General features: G+C 63.5%; 23 protein-coding genes and 1 other RNA gene. 13 read left to right on the top strand and 11 right to left on the bottom strand.

Going from position 1 to position 23630, the window contains the following annotated elements:
• Positions 1-17: 17 nt before the first annotated feature.
• A complete protein-coding gene (locus tag ACFX5Q_RS04030; protein WP_404275560.1) occupies positions 18-971 on the top strand; it encodes a D-ribose ABC transporter substrate-binding protein in 954 nt (317 codons plus the stop codon).
• A gap of 53 nt (positions 972-1024) precedes the next feature.
• Here the strand turns inward: ACFX5Q_RS04030 and ACFX5Q_RS04025 are convergent, their stop codons facing one another.
• The 4 genes from ACFX5Q_RS04025 to modA form a co-directional block, all read right to left on the bottom strand.
• Positions 1025-1366 carry a winged helix-turn-helix domain-containing protein gene (locus tag ACFX5Q_RS04025; protein ID WP_404275558.1) on the bottom strand — a complete coding sequence of 114 codons (342 nt, stop codon included), beginning with the start codon at positions 1364-1366 and terminating at the stop codon, positions 1025-1027.
• 85 nt (positions 1367-1451) lie between these two features.
• Positions 1452-2564: a molybdenum ABC transporter ATP-binding protein gene (gene modC, locus ACFX5Q_RS04020; protein ID WP_404275556.1), complete on the bottom strand. Its 1113-nt coding sequence runs from the start codon at positions 2562-2564 to the stop codon at positions 1452-1454.
• Positions 2561-3265 carry a molybdate ABC transporter permease subunit gene (gene modB / locus ACFX5Q_RS04015; protein ID WP_404275554.1) on the bottom strand — a complete coding sequence of 235 codons (705 nt, stop codon included), beginning with the start codon at positions 3263-3265 and terminating at the stop codon, positions 2561-2563. The genes modC and modB overlap by 4 nt, the downstream gene beginning before the upstream one ends.
• Positions 3266-3281: 16 nt before the next feature.
• Complete coding sequence (gene modA / locus ACFX5Q_RS04010; protein ID WP_404275552.1) at positions 3282-4070, bottom strand: molybdate ABC transporter substrate-binding protein; 789 nt, start codon at positions 4068-4070, stop codon at positions 3282-3284.
• A gap of 161 nt (positions 4071-4231) precedes the next feature.
• Here modA and ACFX5Q_RS04005 point away from each other — a divergent pair, with 161 nt between their 5' ends.
• Positions 4232-4438 carry a molybdopterin-binding protein gene (locus tag ACFX5Q_RS04005; protein ID WP_006204920.1) on the top strand — a complete coding sequence of 69 codons (207 nt, stop codon included), beginning with the start codon at positions 4232-4234 and terminating at the stop codon, positions 4436-4438.
• Positions 4439-4476: 38 nt separating this feature from the next.
• Here the strand turns inward: ACFX5Q_RS04005 and ACFX5Q_RS04000 are convergent, their stop codons facing one another.
• Together ACFX5Q_RS04000 and ACFX5Q_RS03995 are read right to left on the bottom strand one after the other, a co-directional pair.
• Complete coding sequence (locus ACFX5Q_RS04000) at positions 4477-5271, bottom strand: thymidylate synthase (protein WP_404275842.1); 795 nt, start codon at positions 5269-5271, stop codon at positions 4477-4479.
• Positions 5272-5522: 251 nt separating this feature from the next.
• Positions 5523-5834: a DUF2853 family protein gene (locus tag ACFX5Q_RS03995; RefSeq protein ID WP_192180890.1), complete on the bottom strand. Its 312-nt coding sequence runs from the start codon at positions 5832-5834 to the stop codon at positions 5523-5525.
• A gap of 168 nt (positions 5835-6002) precedes the next feature.
• Between ACFX5Q_RS03995 and ssrA the strand changes: the two genes are divergently transcribed.
• Positions 6003-6362, top strand: a transfer-messenger RNA (tmRNA) gene (ssrA, locus tag ACFX5Q_RS03990).
• 139 nt (positions 6363-6501) lie between these two features.
• Here the strand turns inward: ssrA and ACFX5Q_RS03985 are convergent.
• Positions 6502-7707: a multidrug effflux MFS transporter gene (locus ACFX5Q_RS03985; RefSeq protein WP_404275550.1), complete on the bottom strand. Its 1206-nt coding sequence runs from the start codon at positions 7705-7707 to the stop codon at positions 6502-6504.
• 209 nt (positions 7708-7916) lie between these two features.
• Between ACFX5Q_RS03985 and ACFX5Q_RS03980 the strand changes: the two genes are divergently transcribed.
• From ACFX5Q_RS03980 to ACFX5Q_RS03965, 4 genes are all read left to right on the top strand, one after another.
• Positions 7917-8606, top strand: a complete 690-nt coding sequence (locus ACFX5Q_RS03980; RefSeq protein ID WP_404275548.1) for a TetR/AcrR family transcriptional regulator — start codon at positions 7917-7919, stop codon at positions 8604-8606.
• A 118-nt stretch (positions 8607-8724) separates the two neighbouring features.
• Positions 8725-9258, top strand: a complete 534-nt coding sequence (locus tag ACFX5Q_RS03975) for an SspB family protein (RefSeq protein WP_404275547.1) — start codon at positions 8725-8727, stop codon at positions 9256-9258.
• Between the two features lie 18 nt (positions 9259-9276).
• Positions 9277-9474 (top strand): DUF4169 family protein, encoded by a 198-nt coding sequence (locus ACFX5Q_RS03970; protein ID WP_404275545.1) that lies wholly within the window; start codon positions 9277-9279, stop codon positions 9472-9474.
• A 10-nt stretch (positions 9475-9484) separates the two neighbouring features.
• On the top strand, positions 9485-9715 hold the full coding sequence (locus tag ACFX5Q_RS03965) for a ribbon-helix-helix domain-containing protein (protein WP_404275544.1): 231 nt from the start codon (positions 9485-9487) through the stop codon (positions 9713-9715).
• A gap of 87 nt (positions 9716-9802) precedes the next feature.
• Here ACFX5Q_RS03965 and ACFX5Q_RS03960 read toward each other — a convergent pair whose 3' ends face one another.
• Positions 9803-13828: an AsmA-like C-terminal region-containing protein gene (locus ACFX5Q_RS03960; protein ID WP_404275542.1), complete on the bottom strand. Its 4026-nt coding sequence runs from the start codon at positions 13826-13828 to the stop codon at positions 9803-9805.
• A 90-nt stretch (positions 13829-13918) separates the two neighbouring features.
• Complete coding sequence (locus tag ACFX5Q_RS03955) at positions 13919-15331, bottom strand: FAD-binding oxidoreductase (RefSeq protein ID WP_404275540.1); 1413 nt, start codon at positions 15329-15331, stop codon at positions 13919-13921.
• 101 nt (positions 15332-15432) lie between these two features.
• Here ACFX5Q_RS03955 and ACFX5Q_RS03950 point away from each other — a divergent pair, with 101 nt between their 5' ends.
• Both ACFX5Q_RS03950 and ACFX5Q_RS03945 read left to right on the top strand, forming a co-directional pair.
• Complete coding sequence (locus ACFX5Q_RS03950) at positions 15433-15918, top strand: thioesterase family protein (protein ID WP_404275539.1); 486 nt, start codon at positions 15433-15435, stop codon at positions 15916-15918.
• Positions 15919-16061: 143 nt separating this feature from the next.
• On the top strand, positions 16062-16259 hold the full coding sequence (locus tag ACFX5Q_RS03945) for a hypothetical protein (protein ID WP_192180881.1): 198 nt from the start codon (positions 16062-16064) through the stop codon (positions 16257-16259).
• Positions 16260-16391: 132 nt separating this feature from the next.
• On the opposite strand, the gene ACFX5Q_RS03940 is transcribed toward ACFX5Q_RS03945, so the two are convergent.
• On the bottom strand, positions 16392-16868 hold the full coding sequence (locus ACFX5Q_RS03940) for an Lrp/AsnC family transcriptional regulator (RefSeq protein WP_404275537.1): 477 nt from the start codon (positions 16866-16868) through the stop codon (positions 16392-16394).
• Positions 16869-16957: 89 nt separating this feature from the next.
• Here ACFX5Q_RS03940 and ACFX5Q_RS03935 point away from each other — a divergent pair, with 89 nt between their 5' ends.
• Entirely contained in the window at positions 16958-17863 is a 906-nt protein-coding gene (locus ACFX5Q_RS03935; RefSeq protein ID WP_404275535.1) for an EamA family transporter, read from the top strand.
• 12 nt (positions 17864-17875) lie between these two features.
• Here the strand turns inward: ACFX5Q_RS03935 and ACFX5Q_RS03930 are convergent, their stop codons facing one another.
• A complete protein-coding gene (locus ACFX5Q_RS03930) occupies positions 17876-18778 on the bottom strand; it encodes a dienelactone hydrolase family protein (RefSeq protein WP_404275533.1) in 903 nt (300 codons plus the stop codon).
• A 311-nt stretch (positions 18779-19089) separates the two neighbouring features.
• Here ACFX5Q_RS03930 and ACFX5Q_RS03925 point away from each other — a divergent pair, with 311 nt between their 5' ends.
• The 3 genes from ACFX5Q_RS03925 to ACFX5Q_RS03915 all read left to right on the top strand — a co-directional run bounded on the left by ACFX5Q_RS03925 (position 19090) and on the right by ACFX5Q_RS03915 (position 23626).
• Positions 19090-20394 (top strand): cytochrome P450, encoded by a 1305-nt coding sequence (locus ACFX5Q_RS03925; protein ID WP_404275532.1) that lies wholly within the window; start codon positions 19090-19092, stop codon positions 20392-20394.
• 9 nt (positions 20395-20403) lie between these two features.
• Complete coding sequence (locus ACFX5Q_RS03920) at positions 20404-21201, top strand: methyltransferase domain-containing protein (protein WP_404275531.1); 798 nt, start codon at positions 20404-20406, stop codon at positions 21199-21201.
• A gap of 349 nt (positions 21202-21550) precedes the next feature.
• Entirely contained in the window at positions 21551-23626 is a 2076-nt protein-coding gene (locus tag ACFX5Q_RS03915) for a putative bifunctional diguanylate cyclase/phosphodiesterase (RefSeq protein ID WP_404275529.1), read from the top strand.
• Positions 23627-23630: the final 4 nt, after the last annotated feature.

The following is a 23630-nucleotide window of genomic DNA, read 5'->3' as shown; positions in this document are numbered from 1 at the left end:
ACCAAAGGAGGAACTCCATGTATCGCAGTGCAAGAATTCTGATGCTCTCGGCCTTCGCCCTGGCCGCTCCACTCGTCGCGACAACCGCAGCTTCGGCCGAAGGCCTCATCTCGATCATCGTCATCGATCCCGCCAACCCCTACTGGCTCACCGAAGGCAACGTCGCCAAGGCCGAAGCCGAGAAGCTTGGCTACACCGCGACCGTCGGCGCCTCGAAGGCGGACACCAACACCGAGAGCAAGCTGATCGACACCGCGATCACCAACAAATCAGTGGCGATCATCCTCGACCCCGCAGACGCCAGCGGCTCGATCGGCGCGGTGAAGAAGGCGATCGCCGCCAACATCCCGGTCTTCCTCGTCAATGCCGAGATTAACCAGGAGGGTCTGGCCAAGGCACAGCTCGTCTCGAACAATGCACAGGGTGCTGCACTCGGCGGGCAGCAATGGGTGACGGACATCGGCGAGAAGGGCAACTATGTCGAACTGCTCGGCGCCCCTTCCGACAACAACGCCGCCACGCGCTCGAACGGCTACGAGACGGTGATCAGCCAGTATCCAGATCTCAAGAAGGTCGGCTCGGAAGTCGCTAACTGGGACCGCACCCAGGGCCATGACAAGATGCAGAGCCTGCTGCAGGCCCACCCCGACATCATCGGCGTGACCAGCGGCAATGACGAGATGGCGCTCGGCGCGATCGCCGCGCTGAAGGAAGCCGGAAAGCTGTCGAGCATCAAGGTCGGCGGCTTCGACGGCTCGCCGGACGCCGTCGCCGCCATCAAGGCGGGCGAACTGCAATACACGGTGCTGCAGCCGGTGGCCGTCTACTCGGCCAAGGCCGTGCAGCAGGCAGACTCCTTCATCAAGACCGGCAAGACCGGAGCCGCCACCGAAAAGCAGCTTTTCGACTGCCTTCTCATCACCAAGGACAATGTCGACAAATACACCGCTCCGTTCACGCTCTCGGAGTGATGTCGGACGAGGGGTGCCCTTCGGGTCACCCCTCACCTGCCCCTGCAGGCCATTCAGCCCGCGTCGATTTCGGCCTGCAGGGCCTCCATATGCGCAGCCGCCGCGGATGCCGCCGCCCGCTCTATCGCCCGGAAGCGGCTGACGACCGCCAGGCCGACCGCGGTCAGCTGGGCGCCGCCACCCTTCCTGCCGCCGGTCTGCGCCGCAACCAGCGGCTTGCCGAACACCCGGTTCATATCCTCGACCAGGTCCCAGGCATGCTTGTAGGACATCTCCATGCGGCGCGCCGCGGCCGAGATCGAGCCGAAGGCGGCGATCTGCTCCAGAAGTTCGATCTTGCCAGGCCCGACGCGCCCGTCGGGATCGAGGTTTATGCGCAAACTCAGCGACGGCATGTCCTGTTCTCCGCGGTCACGTCCAGACTAGTCCTTCCGTGGCCATATCGCTATTCCAAAGCAACATAGCGGTATTGTCCTTTGGTCATCCATCGGCCTCGACCGGCAGCCCGGCACCGGTGGTCGCGCTGTCGAAGCTCACCGTCTTGATCACGGCAAAGACCTTGCCGCCAAGCCTGAGCCGCAGCGTGTGTTTCGACTGCTCGGTGATGCGCGCCAGCACGATTGCGCCAGTGCAGTCGATGGCGATTTCCACCGTGGGCCCCATCCCCGGCCTGACGGCCACAATCGTTCCCGGCAGTATGTTGAGCGCACTGAGGCCAACCGGCGGTTCGGTGGCAATCATCACGTCGCGGGCACGAATGCGGATGCGGACCGGCGCCCCGACCGGTGCCGCCAGACGCGGCACGCGGATATCGCCCGCCGCCGAGCCAAGCACGCTCATGCCGAAGGCCTCATCGTGGCGCAGCACCTTGGTGTCCAATACCGCGCCGCCCTCGCCGCGCTCTTCGGCGGGCAAAAGGTCGAGCCGCTGCATGATTGCTCCGGTCGCTCCTGAGGCAACGACATTGCCTTGCGCCAGCACCACGACGTCGCTGGCCAGCCGCGCCACCTCGGCGACGGAATGGCTGACATAGACGATCGGGATTTTGGTCTCGTCGCGCAGCCGCTCGATATAGGGCAGGATCTCGGCCTTGCGGGCTTCATCCAGTGAAGCCAGCGGCTCGTCCATCAACAGCAGTTTCGGGCTGGCAAGCAAAGCCCGGCCGATCGCCACGCGCTGCTTCTCGCCGCCGGAAAGTTTTGCCGGCCGCCGGTCGAGCAGATGGCCGATGCCGAGCAGCTCGACGACCGCATCGAAATCCGCATAGCGTTCTGCTGCCGGCGTGAACCAGCGGCCATAGCGCAGATTGCCGGCGACGCTCATATGCGGGAAGAGCCGCGCATCCTGGAACACCATGCCGATGCGGCGTCTGTGCTTGGGCACGAAGAGACCGGCATCGGTATCGACCAGCCTGCGCCCGTCGATCGCGATCCGGCCCCTGTCGGGGCGGATCAGCCCGGCGATCAGGTTGATCAGCGTCGTCTTGCCCGAGCCCGAAGGCCCGAACAGTGCCGTCAGCCGCCCGGCGCTCTCAAAGCTGGCGTCGACCGCGAAATCGCCAAGCCGGTGGCTGATGTCGACCAGGACCGTCATTCGATGTCCATCCGCCGGCCGATACGCCGCGCCAGCACCTCCGAGGCGACAAGGGCGGCCATCGAGATGACGATCGAAATCAGCGTCAGCCGGAGCGCGCCTTCATCGCCGCCCGGCACTTGCGTGAAGGTGTAGATCGCTGAGGGCAGCGTCTGAGTCTCGTTCGGGATGTTGGAGACGAAGGTGATCGTAGCGCCGAATTCGCCCATCGCCTTGGCGAAGGACAGGATCGCGCCTGCGATCAGCCCGGGCAGGATCAGCGGCAACGTGATGGTGGCAAACACCCAGAGCGGATTGGCGCCGAGCGTTCCGGCCGCCGCTTCCATCTTGCGATCGACCGCCTCGACGGACAGCCGGATCGCCCGCACCATCAAGGGAAATCCCATGATGCCGCAGGCCAGTGCTGCGCCCGTCCAGCGAAAGGAAAAGACAATGCCGAAATGTTCGGCCAGGAACGCGCCAGCCGGACCGCGCCTGCCGAAGGTCAGCAGCAGCAGATAGCCGGTCACCACCGGCGGCAGGATCAGTGGCAGGTGCACCAATCCGTTGAGCAGGGTCTTGCCCCAGAACTGGCCGCGCGCCAGCACCAGCGCGATCAATATGCCGGGCGGCAGGCTGGCGATCATCGCCACCGTCGCCACCTTGATCGACAGCCGGACCGCATTCCATTCGTCGGGAGTGAGGTCCAGCAGCCAGTTCATGCCTTGGTGTCGTGCCTCAGTTGCTCGGCGCCAGGATGGTGAAACCCTGCGCCTTGAAAAGCTCGGCCGCCTTGGCGGACTCAAGGCATTTCAGGAAGGCCGGTGTGTCCTTGTCCTTCGAATCCGCAGTCTGGGCAACCGGATAGACGATCGACGGATGCGAATCCACGGGGAAGGTGCCGACCACTTTCACGCCCTTTTCGGCATGCGCGTCGGTGGCATAGACGATGCCGAGCGGGGCTTCGCCGGTCGAGACCAGCTTCAGTGCCGCGCGCACATTCTCGGCCTGCGCCACCTTACCTTCGACCGAGGACCAGACGCCGAGCGATTCGAGTGCGGCCTTGCCGTATTTGCCGGCCGGCACCGCCTTGAAATCGCCCATGGCGAGCCTGCCGTCGCCGATCAGCTTGGCGAGGTCGAAACCTTTTTCGATCTTGGTCTCGGCCTTGGAATCCTTCGGCGCCACCAGCACGATCTGGTTGCCGAGCAGCTTCACTTCGGTGTCCGGTTTGGTCAGCTTCTTTTCGGAGAGGTATTTCATCCAGTCGAGGTCGGCCGAGATGAACACATCGGCCGGCGCGCCCCCCTCGATCTGCTTGGCCAGCGCCGAGCTCGCCGCATAGGAGATGGTCGCCGCTTCGCCGACATCGGCCTCGCAGGCCTTGTTGACGGCATCGAGCGCGTCCTTGAGGCTGGCGGCGGCAAACACGACCACCTTGTCTTCGGCATGGGCGGCCGACACTGCTGCCATCAAAATTGCCGTCAGCCCGCCGATGGCGATTGCCCTCAACCCGAAATCAAGCATGAAAACTCTCCCAGGGTTTGAAAATCCGTTCGGCTGAAAGCCTGCAATCGATATATCCGTATGAATATAACAAAGAAAGAGCTTTCGCGGGCTATGGCATTGTATGCCGGGGTTTTCTCGGCCTACGATGACCTTAACCGGATAGAGCGATGGAGCCTCCCATGAAGATCAGCGCCCGCAACACTCTCAAGGGAACGATCATCGAGATCGTCAAGGGAGCCACCACTTCGCATGTCCGCATCGACATCGGAGGCGCCGTCGTCACCGCTTCGATCACCAATGAGGCGGTGGACGACCTCAAGCTCGAAAGGGGCAAGCAAGCCTATGCCGTGATCAAGGCCTCGGACGTCATGGTCGGCATCGACTGATGGATTGAAAAGCACCAGGCAAGGCCTGGCGCTTCCGATCAGACCGCGATCGGCGCCTTGATCGACGCATCGGCGAAGTAGTTCTCCAGCCGGAAGTCCTCGAAGCGGAAGGCGAAGAGGTCCTTGACCTCCGGATTGATCCACATAGTCGGCAGCGCCTTGGGCGTGCGCTGCAACTGTTCGCGCGCCTGCTCGAAATGATTCGAATAGAGATGCGCGTCGCCGAGCGTGTGGACGAAATCACCGGGCTTTAGCCCCGTCACCTGCGCCACCATCATAGTGAGCAGCGCATAGGAGGCGATGTTGAAGGGAACGCCGAGGAAGATATCGGCCGAGCGCTGGTAGAGCTGGCAGGAGAGCCTGCTCTCAGAAACGTAGAACTGGAACAGGCAGTGGCAGGGCGGCAGCGCCATCGCCTCCACCTCGGCCGGGTTCCACGCCGAAACGATCAGCCGACGTGAATTAGGATTCTTGCGTATCTCCTTCAGAAGGCCAGCAATCTGGTCGATCCCGCCGCCATGGCCGTCCGGCCAGGAGCGCCATTGCTTGCCATAGACCGGGCCGAGATCGCCATTCTCGTCCGCCCATTCGTCCCAGATGGAGACGCCGTTGTCTTTGAGGTATTTGATGTTGGTGTCGCCGGCCAGGAACCACAGAAGCTCATGGATGATCGACTTCAGATGCAGCTTCTTGGTGGTGGTGACCGGAAAGCCGCGCGACAGGTCGAAGCGTATCTGGTAACCGAACACCCCGCGCGTACCCGTGCCGGTGCGGTCGCCGCGATCGACGCCGTTTTCCAGCACATGCTTCAACAGGTCGAGATACTGGCGCATCGGTTCCGGCTCGATTCGAGGTTTCGCCAATCATAGCGCAAGTACGCGCTGACGCCACGCTTGTCTGAAGTCTTCACCATCCTGGCCCCTGTTTCGGGCCGATGCGGTGCAGACCTTTTTCAGAATTCGCCCTGGCCAGTCGAATGGCGTGGTTTTCGAGAACCGGAGCGGAGCGTACTTAAAGTACGTGAGCACCGGAAGCGCAGAAGACCGTGTCAGTCGGCCGCCAGAGTAGAATTATCAAAAAGGTCTCAGAGGGCGCCGAGCTTGCCCAGATCCTTCGCAACCAGATAGTAGAAGGTCACCCGGCTCTTGGTGTTGTCGGCGGCCATCGCCTTGCAGGTCTTTTCGATCGACGCGTCGGCCTTGCCGGCGTCGGCGACGCCGAGCTTCTTCGCGGCCCAGTTCTCCCTGACGCGCTCCAGTTCCTTGGGATCGGTGCAGGACACCAGGGAAGAATCCCGGTTGCGCAGCGCAATGCCGAGATGCTTCACGATCTTGTCGACCGCATCGGCGCTGGCGCCGGCGTCGTACTTCTTCACGTCTGCAAGATAGTCGGCCATGAAAAATTCCCCTCGTCGGCGCCACGGATCCGGTCGATGAGGGTTGTGGCGCGCTGACGCAACTTGTGCGCTAGGCTGAAACTCCTCACCGCTCGGAAGCTTCGGTTGAGCACGCGAGCAAGTCAACCCTCAACGATCCAATTTGACACACGCACGAAAGGACATTGCGGCCTTTCATTTTCCACGATCGGCCCCTATATTCGTTTTGTCGGCTTGACCGACTATGGCGATAAATGGGCGATGAAATAAGCCGTTCGGACCCGGGGGCGGTACCCGGCGCCTCCACCAAAAACCGCTCTTTCAAAAGAGCGGCTTTTGCTGGGGGCGAAATAGGATCGACGAAGGTGTAAAGATCGTACTTTTGCCCGGCATTGTACCACCGTTATCGGGCTAAACTTATAGTTGCCAACGACAACTATGCGGAAGCTCGTCTCGCTGCTTAATGCAGTGCGAACGCTTCAAATCAAGCCCTAGAGGTTCGCACTTCTAGGCGGGGTTCGGAGGTACCTGGCAACAGAAACCTCCACTTCTCCCTTCAATGCATGCGTTAGCCAAGGCCTGACACCGTTCGGCGTTGCTCGTCGCTTGCCGCTGGGGTGAGACACGGCCGCGGCAGGCGCAAAAAAGGCCGGCAATGACCCGGCCTCTTTGCTTCTATGGATGTCAGTTATTCCGCCGGCGCTTCGACTGCTTCGCGCGAACGGCCGAGCGTCACCTTGGCCAGGCTGAACGAAATCACCGCGCACAGCGTGATGCCGGCAACCATCGGCAGCGGCGTGCCGTCGAAGAACAGGCCGGCGACACCCATGGCCAGCGCGCCGATGGCGAAGTGCAGCGTGCCCATCAGCGCCGAGGCCGTGCCGGCGATATCGCCATGCTCTTCCATGGCCAGCACCGAAGTCGTCGGGATGACCAGGCCGAGGAAGCCGTAGCCGACGAACAGCAGCGCCGCCATCACGTCGAGCCGGTCGACACCCGTCGCCATGATGGCGAACAGCAAGACCATGGTCGTTGCATAGCCGGTCACCGCGACACGTACGACGCGCCTAAGACCAAACCGCTCGGCCAGCATTCCAGTCAGCTGCGACATGCCGATGAAGGCGACCGCATTGATCGAGAAGAACACGCTGTAGACCGAAGGCGACAGCCCGTAATGGTCGATCAGGATGAAGGACGAGCTCGACAGATAGACGAAGAAGCTCGCAATGCCGAAGCCGGCGATCGCCACCAGGCCAAGGAAATTGCGGTCGCTCATCAGGAAGCGGTAACCGGACAGCGCCGTGCCGAAGGAGGAGCCGGCGCGTTCCTCGACCGGGCGTGTCTCCTTGAGCGAAGTCGCGAGCAGGATGGTGGCGAGCGCTGCCGCACCGGTCACCGTCCAGAACACGGCGCGCCAGCCGAACGTCTCGATGATCTGGCTGCCGGTCAGTGGCGCCAGGATCGGCGACACCGAAAACACCAGCATCAGCAGGGACATCAGCTTGGCGGCTTCGTTGCCGGTGTGCAGGTCACGCACGATGGCGCGCGGCACAGCCATGCCGGCGCTGGCGCCGAGCCCTTGCAGGAAGCGGAAGGCGATCAGCCACTCGATCGAAGGTGCCAGTGCCGAGCCGACGCCGCCAACCATGAACAGCGCAAGACCTCCGTAGAGCGGCAACTTGCGCCCGACCATGTCGGAGATCGGTCCGACCAGTATCTGACCAAAACCCATCGACAGGAAGAAGATCAGCAGGCTCATCTGCACGGCCGAGGTACCGGCGTGCAAATCCTCGCCGATCGAAGGCAGCGCCGGAAGGTACATGTCGATGGCGAACGGGCCGATGGCGGACAACAGGCCGAGCACGACCGCGATGCGGAGGAATTTGGGACTCATGATAAGGGCTTCTTTCGAATCTGGTTGCCGCCAGTGAACCGGCGTCTAACCCCAGGACGTTCCATCCCGTGACATTCCGACACCTCAGAGCGAACTTGTTCGTCTCTAGAGCGAATTCATTCGTCTCACTGACGCGAAATGTCCTTATGTTATGTCCACAAAATTAGACAGTCTTGTCTAATTCGTCAATCACCGCTATATAGATTTTTATGAAGCTCGGCGTTTCTCCTGACATTTTCCCGCCACGCAGCCACGAGGCAAAACGCATTTCAGTTGTCGAGGCTGCTGCCTCGGTCTTTTGCCGCGAGGGCTTTGCCGGCGCCAATATCGACCTGATCGCGGCCGAGGCCGGCGTGTCGCGCCAGACGGTCTACAATCACCATGGCGACAAGGAGAAACTCTTCGTCGCTGTCGTGCGCGACCTCACCGAGCGTTGCAACGCCGGCATCTTTGCCACCATCGCCACCTTTCCCGACCAGCCCAGCGACCTCGAAGCCGATCTAATCGGCTTCGCCATGCGCATGAACCGCAACTGCATCTGCAACCGCGACGGTAGGTTCCTGCGCAAGCTGATCCAGACCGAGGGCGAGCGCTATCCCGAACTCTTTGCCGAATGGCGCGAACAGGGGCCGGGCCGGACCTGGTCGGCGCTTGCCGCCCGCTTCGCCCGTCTTGCCTATGCCGGTCACCTGTCGATCGAGGATCCCGATGTGGCAGCACGCCAGTTTCTTGCGCTGATCAACGCCGAGTTGCAGATAACCTTCATGCTCGGCGCCATGCCTGAGGACGAAGAGGTGCTTCAGTCCGCCACCAATGGCGTACGCACCTTCCTCAGCGCCTTCGGCAGACAAAAGAGCGCGAGTCACGCGGCCAGAAAAAGCGCCCTGGTCAGCGCCTGAGCCGTCAAATCGTCACCAATGGCCTTCGCTTCGAGGCGCCTGCGATCTATATCCGGTTTACGCCGCGCTCAAGCTTGATTACAGCTAGGCGCACGATTCAACGGAACCCGACCGCCACATGGCCGACGACCACATCCGCTACGACATTCTGGCCCAGGAGGCGTTGCGCGGCGTCATGCGCAAGGTCCTGGCCGAAGTCGCACGCACCGGCCTTCCCGGCAACCATCATTTCTTCATCACCTTCCTCACCGGCGCACCAGGCGTGCGCGTGTCTTCGCGGCTGCGCGAGCGCTATCCCGAGCAGATGACCATCGTCATCCAGTTCCAGTACTGGGACCTGAAAGTGACCGACACCGGCTTCGAGGTCGGTCTGTCCTTCTCCGACGTGCCGGAAAAACTCGAGATCCCCTTCTCCGCCGTGCGCGGTTTCTACGATCCGTCCGTCAATTTCGAACTTGAATTCGACGTCAAAACGGATGGCGCGGCAGAGGACGAGCCGGCGGCACCGGCTCCCGAACCGCTCGCCGTTGTCGAGAAGAAGCCCGAGTCGAAGAAGAAGGCTGCAGCCGAGGCCGAGAAGAAGCCTGCCGCGGCCGATTCAGCCGGTAAGGGCGCCGACGTCGTATCCCTCGACGCCTTCCGCAAGAAGTGATCCGAAAGGCGGCGCGACATGGGCGACGTCGTCAATCTCCGCCAGGCCCGCAAGCAGAAGGCGCGGAGCGAGAAAGAACGGCTGGCCGAACAGAACCGGGTGCTGCACGGCCGGTCCAGGTCCGATCGGGACCGTGACCGGCTGACGTCCGACAAGGCCGGGAAATTCATCGCCGGCCATCGCCGCGAGAAGCCCGGCAGTCGCGACGACCAGTGAGTGCTGTCAAGTGAGCCCGGTCGAAAAACGCTCGGTGACGATCCGCGGCCACCGCACCAGCTATTCGCTCGAAAAGCCCTTTTATGACGATCTCGTCGCCATCGCCGCGGCGCGCAAACTGACGCTTGCCGCTTTGGTCGCCGAAATCGATGAGACCCGCCCCCGCGACGCCAACCTCTCCTCCGCGCTCAGGCTGCATGTGCTGGACTGGGCGAAGCATGGGATGAGCGGTTCTCCTTAGAGCGGTTCAACGAATGATTAAACCGCACTAATCCTTTGTTTTTACACATTCCGGACGGAAAACCGCTATGCACTCTTCCTGGAATTGCTAGCCGCCGTCCAGCGACTTCAGCAGATTGTCGATCGTGAACGGATTGGCCTTGGGCTTCAGCGGCGCTGGAGCCGAACTGTCATTGACGCCGGGAAGTGAGCGGTCGACCTTTGACGCCTGCTCGGCGGCCTTGCGTTTGGCCTCGAGCCTGGCCTTTTCTTCCGACGCGATCCGCGTCGCCTCCTCCGCCTTCCGGCGTTCCTGCTCCGCGGCCTGCGCCTTGGCCGCATCGTCGGCCGCCTGTTGCTCTGCCTTGGCCTTCGCTTCAGCATCGGCCTTGGCTTTCGCGTCCGCCTCGGCTTGGGCTTGGGCTTGGGCTTGGGCTTGGGCTTCGGCATCGGCCTTGGCTTTGGCATCCGCTTCGGCTTGCGCCTTGGCGTCAGCCTCCGCCTTGGCTTTTGCCTCGGCTTCGGCCTGGGCTTTTGCCTCGGCTTCAGCCTTTGCCTTGGCCTCGGCCTGCAGCCGCGCCTCTTCCTCTTGCCGCCGCAATTCCTCGGCCGCCCTGTCGCGTTCGGTCTGCAGGGCGGCGTAGTAGCGCACCTCGCGCCGCAGCCGCTGCTTCTCCAGCAGCGCCGCCTGCATCGCTTCGACCCGCTGCTGCTCCTTCTCCAGCGCGCGCTGAGTCAGGAATTGCGCCAGCGGTTCGCTGTCGAACTGGCGCTTGGCAGCGCCGAGCGGGCCCACGACGCTGAAGTTCACCGCCGGGTCGGAGCCGACCAGCGCCTCGTCGCCGGGCCGATAGGTGATCGACCCTCTTGCGTCGACGGTGCTCGCGTTCAGGTCCGCAGAGATGTCGGCAGACAGCGTTGCCGCCGGGTTTTCGAGACTGATCGGCGGCGCCCGCAGAATGCCGCCGGCAAGCGTGAAGGCAATGTCGGTGTCACCCGCGGCGAAACTGCCGTCGGCGGCGATCTCAGGCGCAAAGCCGGCGGTCTTGGCCGCATCGATATCGCGCCCGATCGTATCGGCCTTGGCGATGAAGGCGCCGAAGGCATCGGGATTGACGCCGGCGATGGCGAGGCCCTTCAGCGCCGCCGTGCCCGAGCCGGACAGCGCCGCCACCATGGCATCGACCGATTTGCCGCTGGTCGACAGCGTCGTCGAGACATCGCCGCTGCCGCTCAAGCCGGCCCCCGGCAGCACGGCCGAGAGATCCCCGCCGGCAAGTTTCATCTGGCCGGAGAAAAGCCCGGTGCCGTCATTGTTCTTCAGTTCGAACAGGCCGGTCAGCTCGCCGCCGAAGAGCTTGGCCTTGAGGTCGGAAACGCGCATGCCCTCCTGGTCGAGCTTCAGCGACAGCGCTGCGTCATAGGCGGTGGCGAACTGGCCGGCGGCAAGTGCCGCGGTGGTAAGGTCGAGATCGACGGTGAACGGCAGGTTGGACTTCTGGCTGAACGGCGCCGTCGGCCAGGGACCTTTGCCGGCGAGGAAGGACTGGTCGCCGAACAGCGCCACCGCCATCGGGTCGAGGTCGAGTTCGTCGAGCGCCAGCGCCCCGGCCAGATGCGGCACCCCGTCCTTCACGTCGACATTGACGTCGCCGGAAACCGCCGCTTCGTTGAGGGCGCCGCTGAACTCGTCCAGCACCAGCAGACCATTGCCATAGTCGGCCTGTGACGTGAGCGATGCCGACATGCCGGTGCCCATGCCGGGCAATCCGACGGCGGTCGTCATCAGCCACGGCTCGATGTCGGCGGCGTCGAGGCTGATCTTGCCCTTTGCGGTCGCCCCTTGCGGCGTCTCGGCAACCGTTCCCTCGAACGCCGCCCGGAAATCGTCGCCCGTAAGGGTGAAGCTCGTCGCAAGGCCACCGCCAAACGTGCCTTTCGCCGAGATTTCGGTGGTTGCCTGGCCAAGCATGCCAAGCGGCAGCGCCGGCAAACCATAAAGCGCGAGCAGCGCCGTGGCGTCGGCATTCCTGGCATTGAAGGTCAGCATCACCGGCGCCTCAAGAAGCCTGTCGGCCACCCCCTTGCCGGAAAGCGATGCCGAAAAGGCCGAGCCGCCGGCCTTGCCCTGTGCGCTCACTGCCAGCCCCGTCGTGCCGTCGCCATTGTCGGCCGCACTCGTCACCAGATCGATGCGGGCGTCCTGGAACAGCTCGGGATAGGCGGCTGCGCGGGCCGCCAGGCCCTTGAGCACCTCGTTGCCAGGATAATGCTGCGTGGCGACATCGACCAGCGGCTTCAGATCGACGGCGACCACCGAGGCGTCGAGCTTGCCGGTGGGGCTTGCCGGGAAATCCTTGATCCGGCCGGTGGCACTGATCGAGGCGCCGGCCAGTCCGCCTACCGACAGTCTATCGATTTCAAGCAGGCCTTGGCGCAGCCTCAGCGCCGTATCGACCGTGTCGGCGGTCAGGCCGCCAGCGCTGACCGGCCCGGCCTTGATCTGAAAATCGAGATCGCGGTCCGAAAAGCGGTTGGCACCCTTGTCGCTGACGAAGATCGAGGCGAAGGCCGTCAGCCCGTCGACGTCGAGCTCGCCGCCCTCCAGCCGCATCAGCACCGACGGTCTGGCGTCGTCAGGCTGGCTGGAATCGATGCGGCCGGAAAACTTCGCCTTGCCGAGGATCAGTTCGAGATCGCTGAACGCCTGGCGCTTCTCGCTGAGATCGACCTTGGCCTTGAAGCCGGCGGCGGGCAGCCGGCGGATCGCCTCGTCGACATCTTTCGACAGCCAGGCGGCGAAACCGGACGGCTGCGCCACGGCGAGCAGCAGCGAGCCGGTGAAGCCAAAGTGATCCTGGACGCTGAGCATGCCGTTGGCTTCCAGCGTGGCGCGGCCGGGCAGCGTCGCGGCCAGCGACTTGACCGACCAGCCGCCATCGGTCGGCTCGGCCGACAGGTGCACGTCGCGCACCGTCGTGTCGCCAGCCACCACCGCTGGCAGCTTGACCTCGACGGTGCCCGGTATGGTCGGCTTGGGCATTTGCAGCAGCGCCCGCTCCAACGCGTCGACCCGCTGCGACAGCGTCAGCCCGGCGCCGGCGGCACCCACGGCCTCGTCGAACTGCACCTGCGCGCCATTGGCTTCGATCGCGAAGCGCGGATCGATCCCGAGATCGACCGAAGCCTTGCCGTCGGCCGTATAGGGATTGTCGAGCGGCCCGGTCTCGAAGCGGAACTCATCGAAGGAAAGTTTGTGGTGATCGAGCGAGAACTTGCCGTTGAGCCGGAAGCCGGGATCCGGCTTGCCGGTCGAGACCTTCACCGGCTCGCCATCGGTGCCGCGCAGCTCGGCCGAATTCTTGTCGGCGTCATTCTTGCCGTCGGAGCCATTCTTGTCGGCAGCCGAGATCTTGAACTGACCCGAATACACCGCGGCGCCCTTGACGATGCCGGCATTGCCATCGGCCTCGATCACCAGCGGATAGGCGTCCGGATCGGCCTTGAGCCGAAGCCGCATCTGCCCATTGCCCTCCGCCTTGCCGGTCGACGCGATGACCTCCGTGCGCAGGCCGTCGAAGCGCAGCGAGCCGTCCATCCGCCAAGGCCCGGCGAGCGACTTGGCCGAGATGGTCGAGTTGATCTCGGAAATCAGATGATCACGCCCGCCGGCGGCATGGCGCAACGCGACCTCTCCCTCGGTCACCGTCAGCTTCTCGATCGAAATCTGGTTGATGTCGAAGGGCGAGGTCGGCCGCATCGCCCAGTCGACCGTGCCGTCGGCGGCGATATCGATCGTCGCCTTCGGCCGCACCAGCCGCATGTCGAAGATCAGCACCTCACCGCTCAGGAACGGCGCCAACTCCGCATCCATCGAAAATGTCTCGACGGTCATCGCCGGTTGGCCGCCGGGGCCGCCGGCAACCGCGACATTGGAAAAGGTCACAGAAGGAAACGGCAGCAGCCTCGCCGTGGCGTCACCTTGCACGGTGACCTTGCGGCCGAGAATGGCGCTCGCCTCGCGCTCGAAATCGGCACGGTAGCCTGTCCAGTCGACGAAATGCGGCACCACCAGCGCCGCGCACAGCACCAGCACGAAAAGGCCACCGAAGATCACGAACAGGCGTGCGAGCATCTGCTCCGATTGGGTTGATTGAAAATCAGCCGCACTCTACCCGCATCCGCGTGTCTATAAAGAGGCAATTCGATTGCCACCCGCTGCTGCCTATTTGCCAGGCAATATCTTGCCCGGATTCATGATGTTGAGCGGATCGAGCGCCTGCTTGATCGTGCGCATGATGTCGACACCATGGCCGAGTTCGTGGCGCAGGAAGCCGATCTTGCCTTGCCCGATGCCGTGCTCGCCGGTGCAGGTGCCTTCCATGGCGATCGCCCGCATGTTGAGCCTGGCGACAAATTTTTCCGCCAGTGCGATCTCTTGCTGGTTGTCGACATCCATCAGCACCAGCACATGGAAGTTGCCGTCGCCGGCATGGCCGACGATTGGCGCGACCAGCCCCATCTCGGCGATATCGGCCTCGGTCTCCGTGACGCATTCGGCAAAGCGCGAGATCGGCACGCAGACATCGGTCGACAGCCCCTTGGCGCCGGGCCGCAGCGTCAGCGACGACCAATAGGCATCGTGCCTGGCCTTCCAAAGTTTCGTCCGCTCCTCGGCGACGCTGGTCCAGAGGAACGGCCCGCCGCCATTCTCCTCGGCGATCATGCCAAAGGTCTCCGCCTGCTCGGCGACGCCCGCGTCGCTGCCGTGGAATTCGACGAACAGGCACGGGCTCTCCGGATAGTCGAGCTTGGAGTAATTTTTCATCGCCCGCATCTGCAGCGCATTGACCAGCTCGATGCGCGCCACCGGAATGCCCATCTGGATGGTGGCGATCACCGCATTGCAGGCAGCCTCCAGGCTGGGAAACGGGCAGACGCCGCCGGAGATCGCCTGCGGGATGCCCTGCAGCTTCAGCGTCAGCGCCGTGATGATGCCAAGCGTGCCCTCCGAGCCGACCAAGAGCCGCGTCAGGTCGTAGCCGGCCGAACTCTTCTTCGCCCGCTTGCCGGTCGTCACCGCTTCGCCATCCGCCATGACCGCCGTCAGCGACAGCACGTTCTCGCGCATCGTACCGTAGCGCACGGCGTTGGTTCCGGACGCGCGTGTCGCCGCCATGCCGCCGAGCGAGGCATTGGCGCCGGGGTCGATCGGGAAGAACAGGCCGGTGTCGCGCAGATGCCGGTTGAGGTCCTCCCGCGTCACGCCGGGCTCGACGGTGCAATCGAGATCCTGCGGATTGACCGAAAGGATGCGGTTCATCCGCGACGTGTCGATGGAAATGCCGCCGCCCGGCGCGTTGGTGTGTCCCTCGAGCGACGAGCCGACGCCGAAGGCGATCACAGGCACGCGGTGCGTGGCACAGGCGCGCACGATCTCCTGCACTTCCGCCGTCGTCTCGACAAAGGCGACGCCATCGGGTGCCTGCGTTGGAATATAGGTGGTGGTGTGGGCATGCTGGGCGCGGATCGCCTCGCCGGTCTGGAAGCGCTCGCCGAGCGTCTGCTTGAGGATGCCGAGCACGGCGGCGATGCCCTCCTCGTTGCGCTCGACCGGGTTGAGGTCGCTCAGAGCCATGAATTCCTCCGCGAATGGACCAGCGGCCACCCTTGTTGTGCAGCTATGGATGCGTAGTCTCACCTGCCACGCCCTGTCCAGCTATCCAGAAGGAAAACAAGATGCCAAACCCCGCCCCGTTCGTATCTCGGGCCATGGATATCGAGAAGGACTGGATCGACTACAACGGCCATCTCAACATGGCCTATTACAACGTGCTGTTCGACCGCTGCTCGGACGACGCCTTCGAGATGATGGGGATGGGGCCGAACTACGCCAAGGAGCGGCGGCTGACCATCTACACGGCCGAAGTCCACGTCTGCTACGTCCAGGAACTGCACCTGGAGCACAAGGTCGTGGTCTCCTTCCAGCTCATCGACCATGACGACAAGCGGCTCCGCGTCTACCAGGAGATCCGCCATGTCGACGGCTGGCTCGCCGCCACCTCCGAATCGCTGTCGCTGCATGTCGACATGTCCGGGCCGAAGGTGGCGCCCTTCCCGGCCGACGTGCTTGCAGAGGTGGAAGCGATGCGATCGGCCCATGCCGCGCTGCCGCTGCCGGAACGCGCCGGCCGCTCGATCGGGATTCGCCGCAAGACTGCTTGAAGGTGCCTGGCGCCCACGTTAACCTTACCGAGGTTTTAACGTGAACAAGCCAATTGAGTCGTTGAACGACTCAGTGAGGCGTTTGAAAACGTACGCATCGGGTTGCGGTACCGGCGGCGGGCAAGGCGGTTCGAGGAACGTGCATGAAAACCGACATCAAGGTCGAAGTGGACAGGCTGGCGGCCGATCCACGCATCACCGACTATGATTTCTGGCGCTCGCTCAAGAACGTCAACAACGAGATCTTTCATATCGCCAACAACAACGAGCCGATCCCCTTCGACATGATCCGCTGGCGCGCCATCCTGAAGCAGGCGCGCATGAAACGCGGTCATATCTAGAGCAGTTCCAGGAAAAGTGCGCAGCGGTTCCGTCCGGAATTACGTAAAAATAAATACTTAGAGCGGGTCACCTATCAGAAGCCGAACCGCTCTAACGCCGCTGCCGCAAGCGCGCACTTCATTCTCTGAACATCAAGGCTGGCGCTTGAGCGCCCCCAAAGGCGAACGCGTCACCACCGGTGACGACTGGATGATCGCGGTGTTGGCCATCGCGTAGGGGATGATGCGGTCGATCACGCGTTCGAGCTCGGCCACCGAGCCGACATGGGCCAGCGCAATGAAGCAGTCCTCGCCGGTCACCCGGTCGCATTGCGCGATCTCTGGCAGGTCGCGGATGATGTCGGCAACAACAGCCAATTGTCCCGGCACCGGCCTGATGCGCAGCCAGGCGGACAGCTTCATGCCGAGGGCGGCCGGATTGATCCGGACCGTATAGATCTCGATGACGCCGTTCTCCTGCAGCCGCTTGATGCGCTCGGCCACGGGCGCCGACAGACCGACGGCACGCGCCAGTTCAGCCGTGCTGGTGCGCGCATCCTTTTCCAGCAGGCGAAGGATCTTCAGGTCCGCAGCGTCGAGTTCGGGATTTTCGTTTCGAAGGCGTTTCAAGGAAAACTCCTTTCATCCAGAAAGACAATAATCGAGAAAATCGATCTTCATCCATATAAATCGAGAAATCTGCCTGCGATACTGATCGCATGGAAGATCAAACGCAAGCCCCGGCCACGCACCCTGCCCTCGCCGGCCCTGCCTTCGGCACGATGGCGGCCTCCCTGCCGCCACATGTCTGGTTCGGCGTCAGTGCGGTGTTCCATTATCTGGGGCCGGCCTTTGCCGTGCTGCTTTTCCCGCATGTCGGCGTGCTCGGCATGGCGTGGCTGCGCATCGCCACCGCCGCCCTCGTCTTTGCGCCATTGACCCGGCCGTGGTCGGTCTTCGCCCGCGCCGACCGGTCGGCACGGCTGCTGCTTCTGGCTTTCGGCGCCTGCCTGGCGGTGATGAACTGTTCGTTCTACCTGGCACTGGACCGCTTGCCGATTTCGCTGGTGGCGGCGATCGAATTCGTCGGCACCATCGGCGTTGCGCTTGTCGGCCTGCGCAGCCCGCGCAATCTCGCCGCGCTTGCCGTGGCCGTCACGGGCACTTTGCTTTTGATCGACGTCAAATGGTCGGATGATCCGGTCGGCCTGTTCTGGGCCTTCCTCAACGGTGCGTTGTTTGTCTGCTACATCGTGCTCGGCCACCGCATCGCCGCTTCAGGCGCCGGCGGCGGCATCGCCGCGCTTGGCGCGGCCATGGCGATCGCTTTCTTTATGGTGCTGCCCATCGGCTTCACCGATGCGCTGCCGGCCTTTTCGTCGCCGCCACTACTGCTCGCGGCCATCGGCGTCGGCATCTGCTCGTCGGTCATCCCCTATATCTGCGACCAGCTCGCCATGTCGCGGCTGCCGCGCGCGAGCTTCGCGCTGATGCTGTCGCTGCTGCCGGTCACGGCGACGCTGATCGGCGTCGTCGTGCTTCGCCAGATCCCCAGCCTCACCGACTGCCTCGGCATCGCGCTGGTGGTCGCCGGCGTCGCCGTGCACAGACCGGCGCCAAAGTGATCCGCCGCGAGGCTACGCCAGTTTCTCCTTCAGGAAAGCTACCGTTCGTCCCCAGGCCAGATCCGCCGCCTTCTTGTCGTAGCGCGCCGCCGAAGTGTCGTTGTTGAAGGCATGATTGACGCCGTCATAAACGTAGACCGTGTATTCGACATGGGCCGCATCGAGCGCCTTCTTGTAGGCATCAATCCCGGCATTGATGCGCTCGTCCAGCCCCGCATAATGCAGCAGCAGCGCCGCCTTGATCTTAGGCACATCCTCGGCTTTCGGCTGCATGCCGTAATAGGCGACCCCGGCACTGAGGTCCGGCGAATTGACAGCCAGCGTGTTCACCGTACCACCGCCCCAGCAGAAGCCGACGGCGCCAACCTTGCCATTGCCGTCCTTGTCGCCCTTGAGGAACGCGACCGTTGCCACGGCATTGGCTCCTGTCTGCGCCGGATCGAGCTTCGTGAACATGTCGCGCGCCTTGTCCTCGTCGCCTGGCGTGCCGCCGAGCGGCGTCAAAAAGTCCGGCGCCAGTGCCACGAACCCTTCCAGCGCCACGCGCCGCGCCACGTCTCTGATATGCGGATTGAGTCCCCTGTTCTCATGCACAACGATGACCGTGCCGAGCTTGCCGGTCTGGTCCGCCGGCTTGACCAGATAACCTTTCATCTCGCCGCCGCTGCCGGGATAGGTGATGTCCTGCCCCTTCACCCGCGGATCGTCCTCGGCCACGATCGCCGCCTTGGCGGAATTTGCCGCCAGAAGCGGCACGATCGCGGCGGCCGCGGCACCCGATCCGGCAAGCCTGGTCAACTGTTCCATGAAGCGGCGGCGGTCGAGCGTCAGGTGCGTGGATTGGTCATAGGCGTCGATCATCGCCTGGGTGATGGCAGGCCTGGCGGCTTCGGGGCTGGTGGCGGACTTTGTCATGGCACGTTCCTCGTCGGGATGACCTTGCTGCGCAGATAGGGTCGAGGCTGGCATGGTCCAGTCCCGGATCATTGAGGCCGCTATCGCAGTAAACCGCAACGTCAGTTGGGCTGCCCTGAACCGAGGCCCGCAATTCTCCCGTTGCGTTTACGAAAATCGGTTCCGACTTTCGCAGACGATGCTGTAGGGTGCAGGTGGGGGAACAGCCGTAGTCTTGCGGCTATGCCGAGCCTGGGTGGGATATGCTGGCAAACAGGGTGGGGAAATGGCGCACGCTTGGGCTGATGGCCCATTTCGCGGCCGAACCGCTGATGGCTGCACATAGCGCACATAGTGCCTTCGGCCCTTTCATCCGGATCGACTACCCGCATTCGACCGCGGCAAAGCCGCGCCGCATCTTCATGATCGCCGACGCCGGTCTCTACCGCACCGTGCTGTCCGACACCGTGACCTGGCGCAACATCCAGATCAACGGCCGCGGCAAACGCGGACACGCTTCGAACCGGCTCTCCTATGGCATGACGCGGCTGCGCGGTGAACGTCACGAGCACTATCGCAAGCTGTTCGCGCCACCGCTCAAGCGTCCGGCAATCATGCCAATGAGCCCGGAAATGGCGCGCATCGCCGCCAACCAGGTCGCAACCTGGCCGGTCGGCACGCCCTTCGCGCTCACCGAAGCCGCCAAGACGATGGCCAAGCATCTGGCGATTGGCCTGCTGTTCGGCGACGACCACGAACGCGCCATGCCTATCGCCGAGATGATCGCACGCCAGATTCGGGCGAGCTGGATCGTTCCGGGTCCGGCCTTCTTCAGCTGGATCAGGGAAGCAGAGGCGCAGGAACGCGCCATCCTGGCCTGGGCTGAGGAAAAGCGCGGCGACAAGGACGCGCAGGACATCCTGTCGATCCTGGTCAACAACGCCGACGAGGCGGGCCACCCGCCTTCCGTCGCGCTGATCGGCGGCATTGTCAGCTTCGTCTTCGGCGCCGCCTACGACACATGCCAGAATGCGCTGGCCTGGACGCTGATCCTGCTCACCCAGCACCCCAACGCCATGGCAAGCCTGGTGGCCGAGATAGACGGCGCCCTCGGCGGCAGGCCTGCGACGATGGACCGGATCGGGACCCTGCCATTGCTCGATGCAACGATAAAGGAGGCGATGCGGCTTTTCCCGCCGGTGCCGCTGATGATGCGCAAGGCGACCCGGGCAACGATGCTTGGCGGCGAGCCGATCGCCATGAACGATGGCGTGCTGATCAGCGCTCTCACCATCAACCGCGATGCTTCGCTCTATCCGGACCCCGACAGCTTTCATCCGGAACGCTGGGCCTCGATCAAGCCGTCACCGTTCCAGTACCCCGTCTTCGGCGCCGGCGGCCATATGTGCCCTGGCATCACCTTCGGCCTGCAGATGATGAAGATCGCCCTGGCGACCATCCTGTCGAAGCGCTCGGTGGAGTTATCGCCCGCCGCGCGGATCGCTTATCGCACCAGGATAACACTGGCGCCAACTGGCAACATTGACGTGATCATGCGAGAGCGCGGTGAATCTGTCCGTACGGATCAGGCGCGCGGCCGCTTCCGCCAACTGGTCGCGCTTCCAGCGCTAACATAGGAACCGCCGATGACCGCGCAGCAAAACATGGTCCGCATCTATGACCGGGTCATGAAAAGCAGCAAGCAGCGCCGCTACTATGGCGGAAGCGGCTTCTACAATTTCGGCTATTGGGCGACCGGCGCGGCATCGCAGCGCGAGGCCAGCGAAGCACTGATCGATACGCTGCTGGCGCGGCTGCCAGGCAAGGGCGGCGCCATCCTGGACGTCGCCTGCGGGCTCGGCGCCTCGACCAGGCATTTGCTGCTCTCCTATCCGCCGCAGGCGGTCACCGCCATCAACATCTCGGCCGCTCAAGTCGCAACAGCCCGCCAAAATGCTCCCGGCGCGAGGGTGCTGCAGATGGATGCGGTCAAGCTCGACTTTGCCGACGAAAGCTTCGACGCGGTGATCTGCGTCGAGGCGGCCTTCCACTTCGACACCCGCGCGGCCTTCCTCGCCGAGGCCCATCGCGTGCTCAAGCCCGGCGGCGCGCTCGTCCTGTCCGACATCCTGTTCAGAAGGTTGTTCGCGTCCGGAATTTCCGACCGCCTCGGCGTGCCAAAAGGCAATCTCGTCGCCGACATCCCGTCTTACAAGGCGCAGTTCGACGCCTTGGGTTTCACCGATATCGCCGTCGAGGACGCCACCGATCAGTGCCTCGGCGGCTTCCGTCGCAGCCTCGTCGCATGGCCAGGGTCGGAATACCGCAAAGGTGCGATGAGCTTCACCACCAGTCTTGCCAGCGCCGCTGTCTGCCGGCTCCTCGCAGGATATTTCGGTGCGGTCTCAAAGTCCTATCTGCTGGTTTCGGCACGAAAGCCTTGAGGCGCCGAACCAGGCTTCGGCGGCACGTCAAAAAACGGCAGGTGCGGCCGCGCCTTATCTCAGCCTGAAAATATCGATATTATCGATCATTCGAAATTATCCTACACTTTCTGGAAACCATGCATCGAGACGCGCAAGCGCCGCCTAATGCAATTAACCACCTATTAGAAGCTGAAACTCAGGGTAGGGTTTGAATATAGGCAACCGCATTTTGGGGGCGGCTTGCCCTTCTCGCCTTTGTCAAAACCCCTGCTCGGACATGGCATGTCGGTCGTTCACGGACGGACGCCGGGCGGCGAATTGATCGGCAGAAGGCCCGGCCCTCCGTCAAGAAGAAGGCGTCACGATCATGATGCGCGTCATCTCCTGTGTGACAATGGAGCACAACCTCTGGCTGGTGCTTGTCGCCGCGCTGGTCTGCAGCGCCGGTTCCTGGGCGACGATCAGGCTGTTCCTGCGCGCTCATGAGGCCACCGGCCTGCAGCAGATCGGCTGGCATTTCCTGACCGCGGTCAGCGCCGGGTCGTCGATCTGGTGCACACATTTCGTCGCCATGCTGGCTTACGACCCGGGCGCGCCCATCGCCTTCGATCCGGTGCTGACGATCGCCTCGCTGTTCATTGCCATGGCCGGCACCGCTGCCGGCTTCATCGCCGCGACCGGCCATGCCCCCCGCATTGCTCCCATCGTCGGCGGCATCATCGTCGGCCTGGCGATCTCAGGCATGCACTATACCGGCATGACCGCCTATCATGTCGACGGCATTGTCGAGTGGGACACGACCTATGTCGTCGTCTCCGTCGTGCTCTCGGTGGCATTCTCGTGTCTGGCGATCAACGTCGCCCTGAACGACCGCATATCTGGCCACAAGTACCTGGCCGCCGCCATTCTGGTCGCTGCCATCGTCAGCCTCCATTTCACCGCCATGGCGGCAATGCAGGTGACGCCGCTGGCACTGCACGGCGACTATACCGATCCCGCCGCCTTGCGGGCCATGGCGCTTGGCGTCGCCGTCGCCGGGCTGATCATGATCGGCACCGGTCTCGCGAGCTACCTGATCGACGATCGCACGCGCTCGGAAGCCTTTCGCCGCTTGCACCATCTGGCGATGAACGACACGCTGACCGGCCTGCCGAACCGGGCGAACTTCAACGAGTATCTCGACCGCGAGATCGACCGCGCCAGGGAAGTCGGCGGCAAGGTGGCGATCATCGGCATCGACCTCGACCGGTTCAAGGAAATCAACGATCTCTGGGGCCATGGCGCCGGCGATCTGGCCCTGAAAACCCTGGCTGGACGGATGAGCGTGCTGCTGCAGGACGGCGAATTCGTCGCCCGTCTCGGTGGCGACGAGTTTGCCGCCATCAAGCGCATGAAAGGACAGGCCGACCTCCTGGATTTCGTGTCGCGGCTGGAAGCGGCGCTCTTTGCGCCGATCCAGATCGACGATTTCGAAGCCGCCACCGGCGCCAGCCTCGGCGTCGCGATCTATCCCACCGACGCGCACAACCGCGAAACCCTCGTCAACAACGCCGATCTGGCGATGTACCGCGCCAAGGCGAATGTGACGCAGACCGTCTGTTTCTACGAGCAGGCCATGGACGAGGCCGTCCGCGCCAACCGCGCGCTGGCCAATGACCTGCGCGATGCGGTGGAGAACGGCCAACTCGACCTGCACTACCAGGTGCAGACCTCGGTCTCGACCGGCGACATCCGCGGCTATGAGGCGCTGCTGCGCTGGAAGCATCCGACGCGCGGCAACATTCCCCCGATCGAGTTCATCCCGCTGGCCGAGGAAAACGGCCTGATCCTGCCGCTCGGCGAATGGGTGCTGCGCACCGCCTGCGCCAAGGCCGCCTCGTGGGAGCATCCCTACAAGGTCGCGGTCAACCTCTCTCCGGTGCAGTTCGCCCATGCGGACCTGCCGAAGCTCGTCCACGAGATCCTGCTCGAGACCGGCCTGCGCCCGAACCGGCTCGAGTTGGAAATCACCGAATCCACCATCATTGCCGACAAGAACCGCACCTTGACCATCTTGCGGCGCATCAAGGCGCTGGGTGTCACCATCGCCATCGACGATTTCGGCACCGGCTACTCTTCGCTGGAAACGCTGCGAGCCTTCCCGTTCGACAAGATCAAGCTCGATCGCTCGTTCATGTCCGAGGTCGAGACCAGCCCGCAGGCCAAGGCCATCATCCGCGCCGTGCTGGCGCTTGGCCAGAGCCTCCACATCCCGGTGCTGGCCGAAGGCGTCGAGACGCACAGCCAGCTGTCGATCCTGCGCGCCGAAGGCTGCAACGAGGCGCAAGGCTACCTGCTCGGCCGTCCCGCGCCCTTCGCCGAGATACTCGCCCGGGCGCATCGCGACGACGTCGCCGTGGCGATCGGGATGTTGCCGGCACTGCCTGCCCAGGCCGTCGCCTGAGCAC

Origin of the sequence: Mesorhizobium sp. IMUNJ 23033 (genome assembly GCF_044778005.1) — a bacterium.
Taxonomy (GTDB): Bacteria; Pseudomonadota; Alphaproteobacteria; order Rhizobiales; family Rhizobiaceae; genus Mesorhizobium; species Mesorhizobium amorphae_A.
The sequence above is the reverse complement of the archived record's forward strand: the minus strand, read 5'-3'. Positions and strand labels throughout refer to the sequence as shown.

Coding starts and splice junctions, on each gene's coding strand:
- ACFX5Q_RS03985 (WP_404275550.1), bottom strand. CDS start 7,707: ATGAGTCCCAAATTCCTCCGCATCGCGGTCGTGCTCGGCCTGTTGTCC.
- ACFX5Q_RS04005 (WP_006204920.1), top strand. CDS start 4,232: ATGAAGATCAGCGCCCGCAACACTCTCAAGGGAACGATCATCGAGATC.
- ACFX5Q_RS04030 (WP_404275560.1), top strand. CDS start 18: ATGTATCGCAGTGCAAGAATTCTGATGCTCTCGGCCTTCGCCCTGGCC.
- ACFX5Q_RS03920 (WP_404275531.1), top strand. CDS start 20,404: ATGACCGCGCAGCAAAACATGGTCCGCATCTATGACCGGGTCATGAAA.
- ACFX5Q_RS03995 (WP_192180890.1), bottom strand. CDS start 5,834: ATGGCCGACTATCTTGCAGACGTGAAGAAGTACGACGCCGGCGCCAGC.
- ACFX5Q_RS03975 (WP_404275547.1), top strand. CDS start 8,725: ATGGCCGACGACCACATCCGCTACGACATTCTGGCCCAGGAGGCGTTG.
- ACFX5Q_RS04025 (WP_404275558.1), bottom strand. CDS start 1,366: ATGCCGTCGCTGAGTTTGCGCATAAACCTCGATCCCGACGGGCGCGTC.
- ACFX5Q_RS03945 (WP_192180881.1), top strand. CDS start 16,062: ATGAAAACCGACATCAAGGTCGAAGTGGACAGGCTGGCGGCCGATCCA.
- ACFX5Q_RS03925 (WP_404275532.1), top strand. CDS start 19,090: ATGGCTGCACATAGCGCACATAGTGCCTTCGGCCCTTTCATCCGGATC.
- ACFX5Q_RS03935 (WP_404275535.1), top strand. CDS start 16,958: ATGGAAGATCAAACGCAAGCCCCGGCCACGCACCCTGCCCTCGCCGGC.
- ACFX5Q_RS03930 (WP_404275533.1), bottom strand. CDS start 18,778: ATGACAAAGTCCGCCACCAGCCCCGAAGCCGCCAGGCCTGCCATCACC.
- modB (WP_404275554.1), bottom strand. CDS start 3,265: ATGAACTGGCTGCTGGACCTCACTCCCGACGAATGGAATGCGGTCCGG.
- ACFX5Q_RS03950 (WP_404275539.1), top strand. CDS start 15,433: ATGCCAAACCCCGCCCCGTTCGTATCTCGGGCCATGGATATCGAGAAG.
- ACFX5Q_RS04000 (WP_404275842.1), bottom strand. CDS start 5,271: ATGCGCCAGTATCTCGACCTGTTGAAGCATGTGCTGGAAAACGGCGTC.
- modA (WP_404275552.1), bottom strand. CDS start 4,070: ATGCTTGATTTCGGGTTGAGGGCAATCGCCATCGGCGGGCTGACGGCA.
- ACFX5Q_RS03960 (WP_404275542.1), bottom strand. CDS start 13,828: ATGCTCGCACGCCTGTTCGTGATCTTCGGTGGCCTTTTCGTGCTGGTG.
- ACFX5Q_RS03970 (WP_404275545.1), top strand. CDS start 9,277: ATGGGCGACGTCGTCAATCTCCGCCAGGCCCGCAAGCAGAAGGCGCGG.
- ACFX5Q_RS03955 (WP_404275540.1), bottom strand. CDS start 15,331: ATGGCTCTGAGCGACCTCAACCCGGTCGAGCGCAACGAGGAGGGCATC.
- ACFX5Q_RS03915 (WP_404275529.1), top strand. CDS start 21,551: ATGATGCGCGTCATCTCCTGTGTGACAATGGAGCACAACCTCTGGCTG.
- modC (WP_404275556.1), bottom strand. CDS start 2,564: ATGACGGTCCTGGTCGACATCAGCCACCGGCTTGGCGATTTCGCGGTC.
- ACFX5Q_RS03980 (WP_404275548.1), top strand. CDS start 7,917: ATGAAGCTCGGCGTTTCTCCTGACATTTTCCCGCCACGCAGCCACGAG.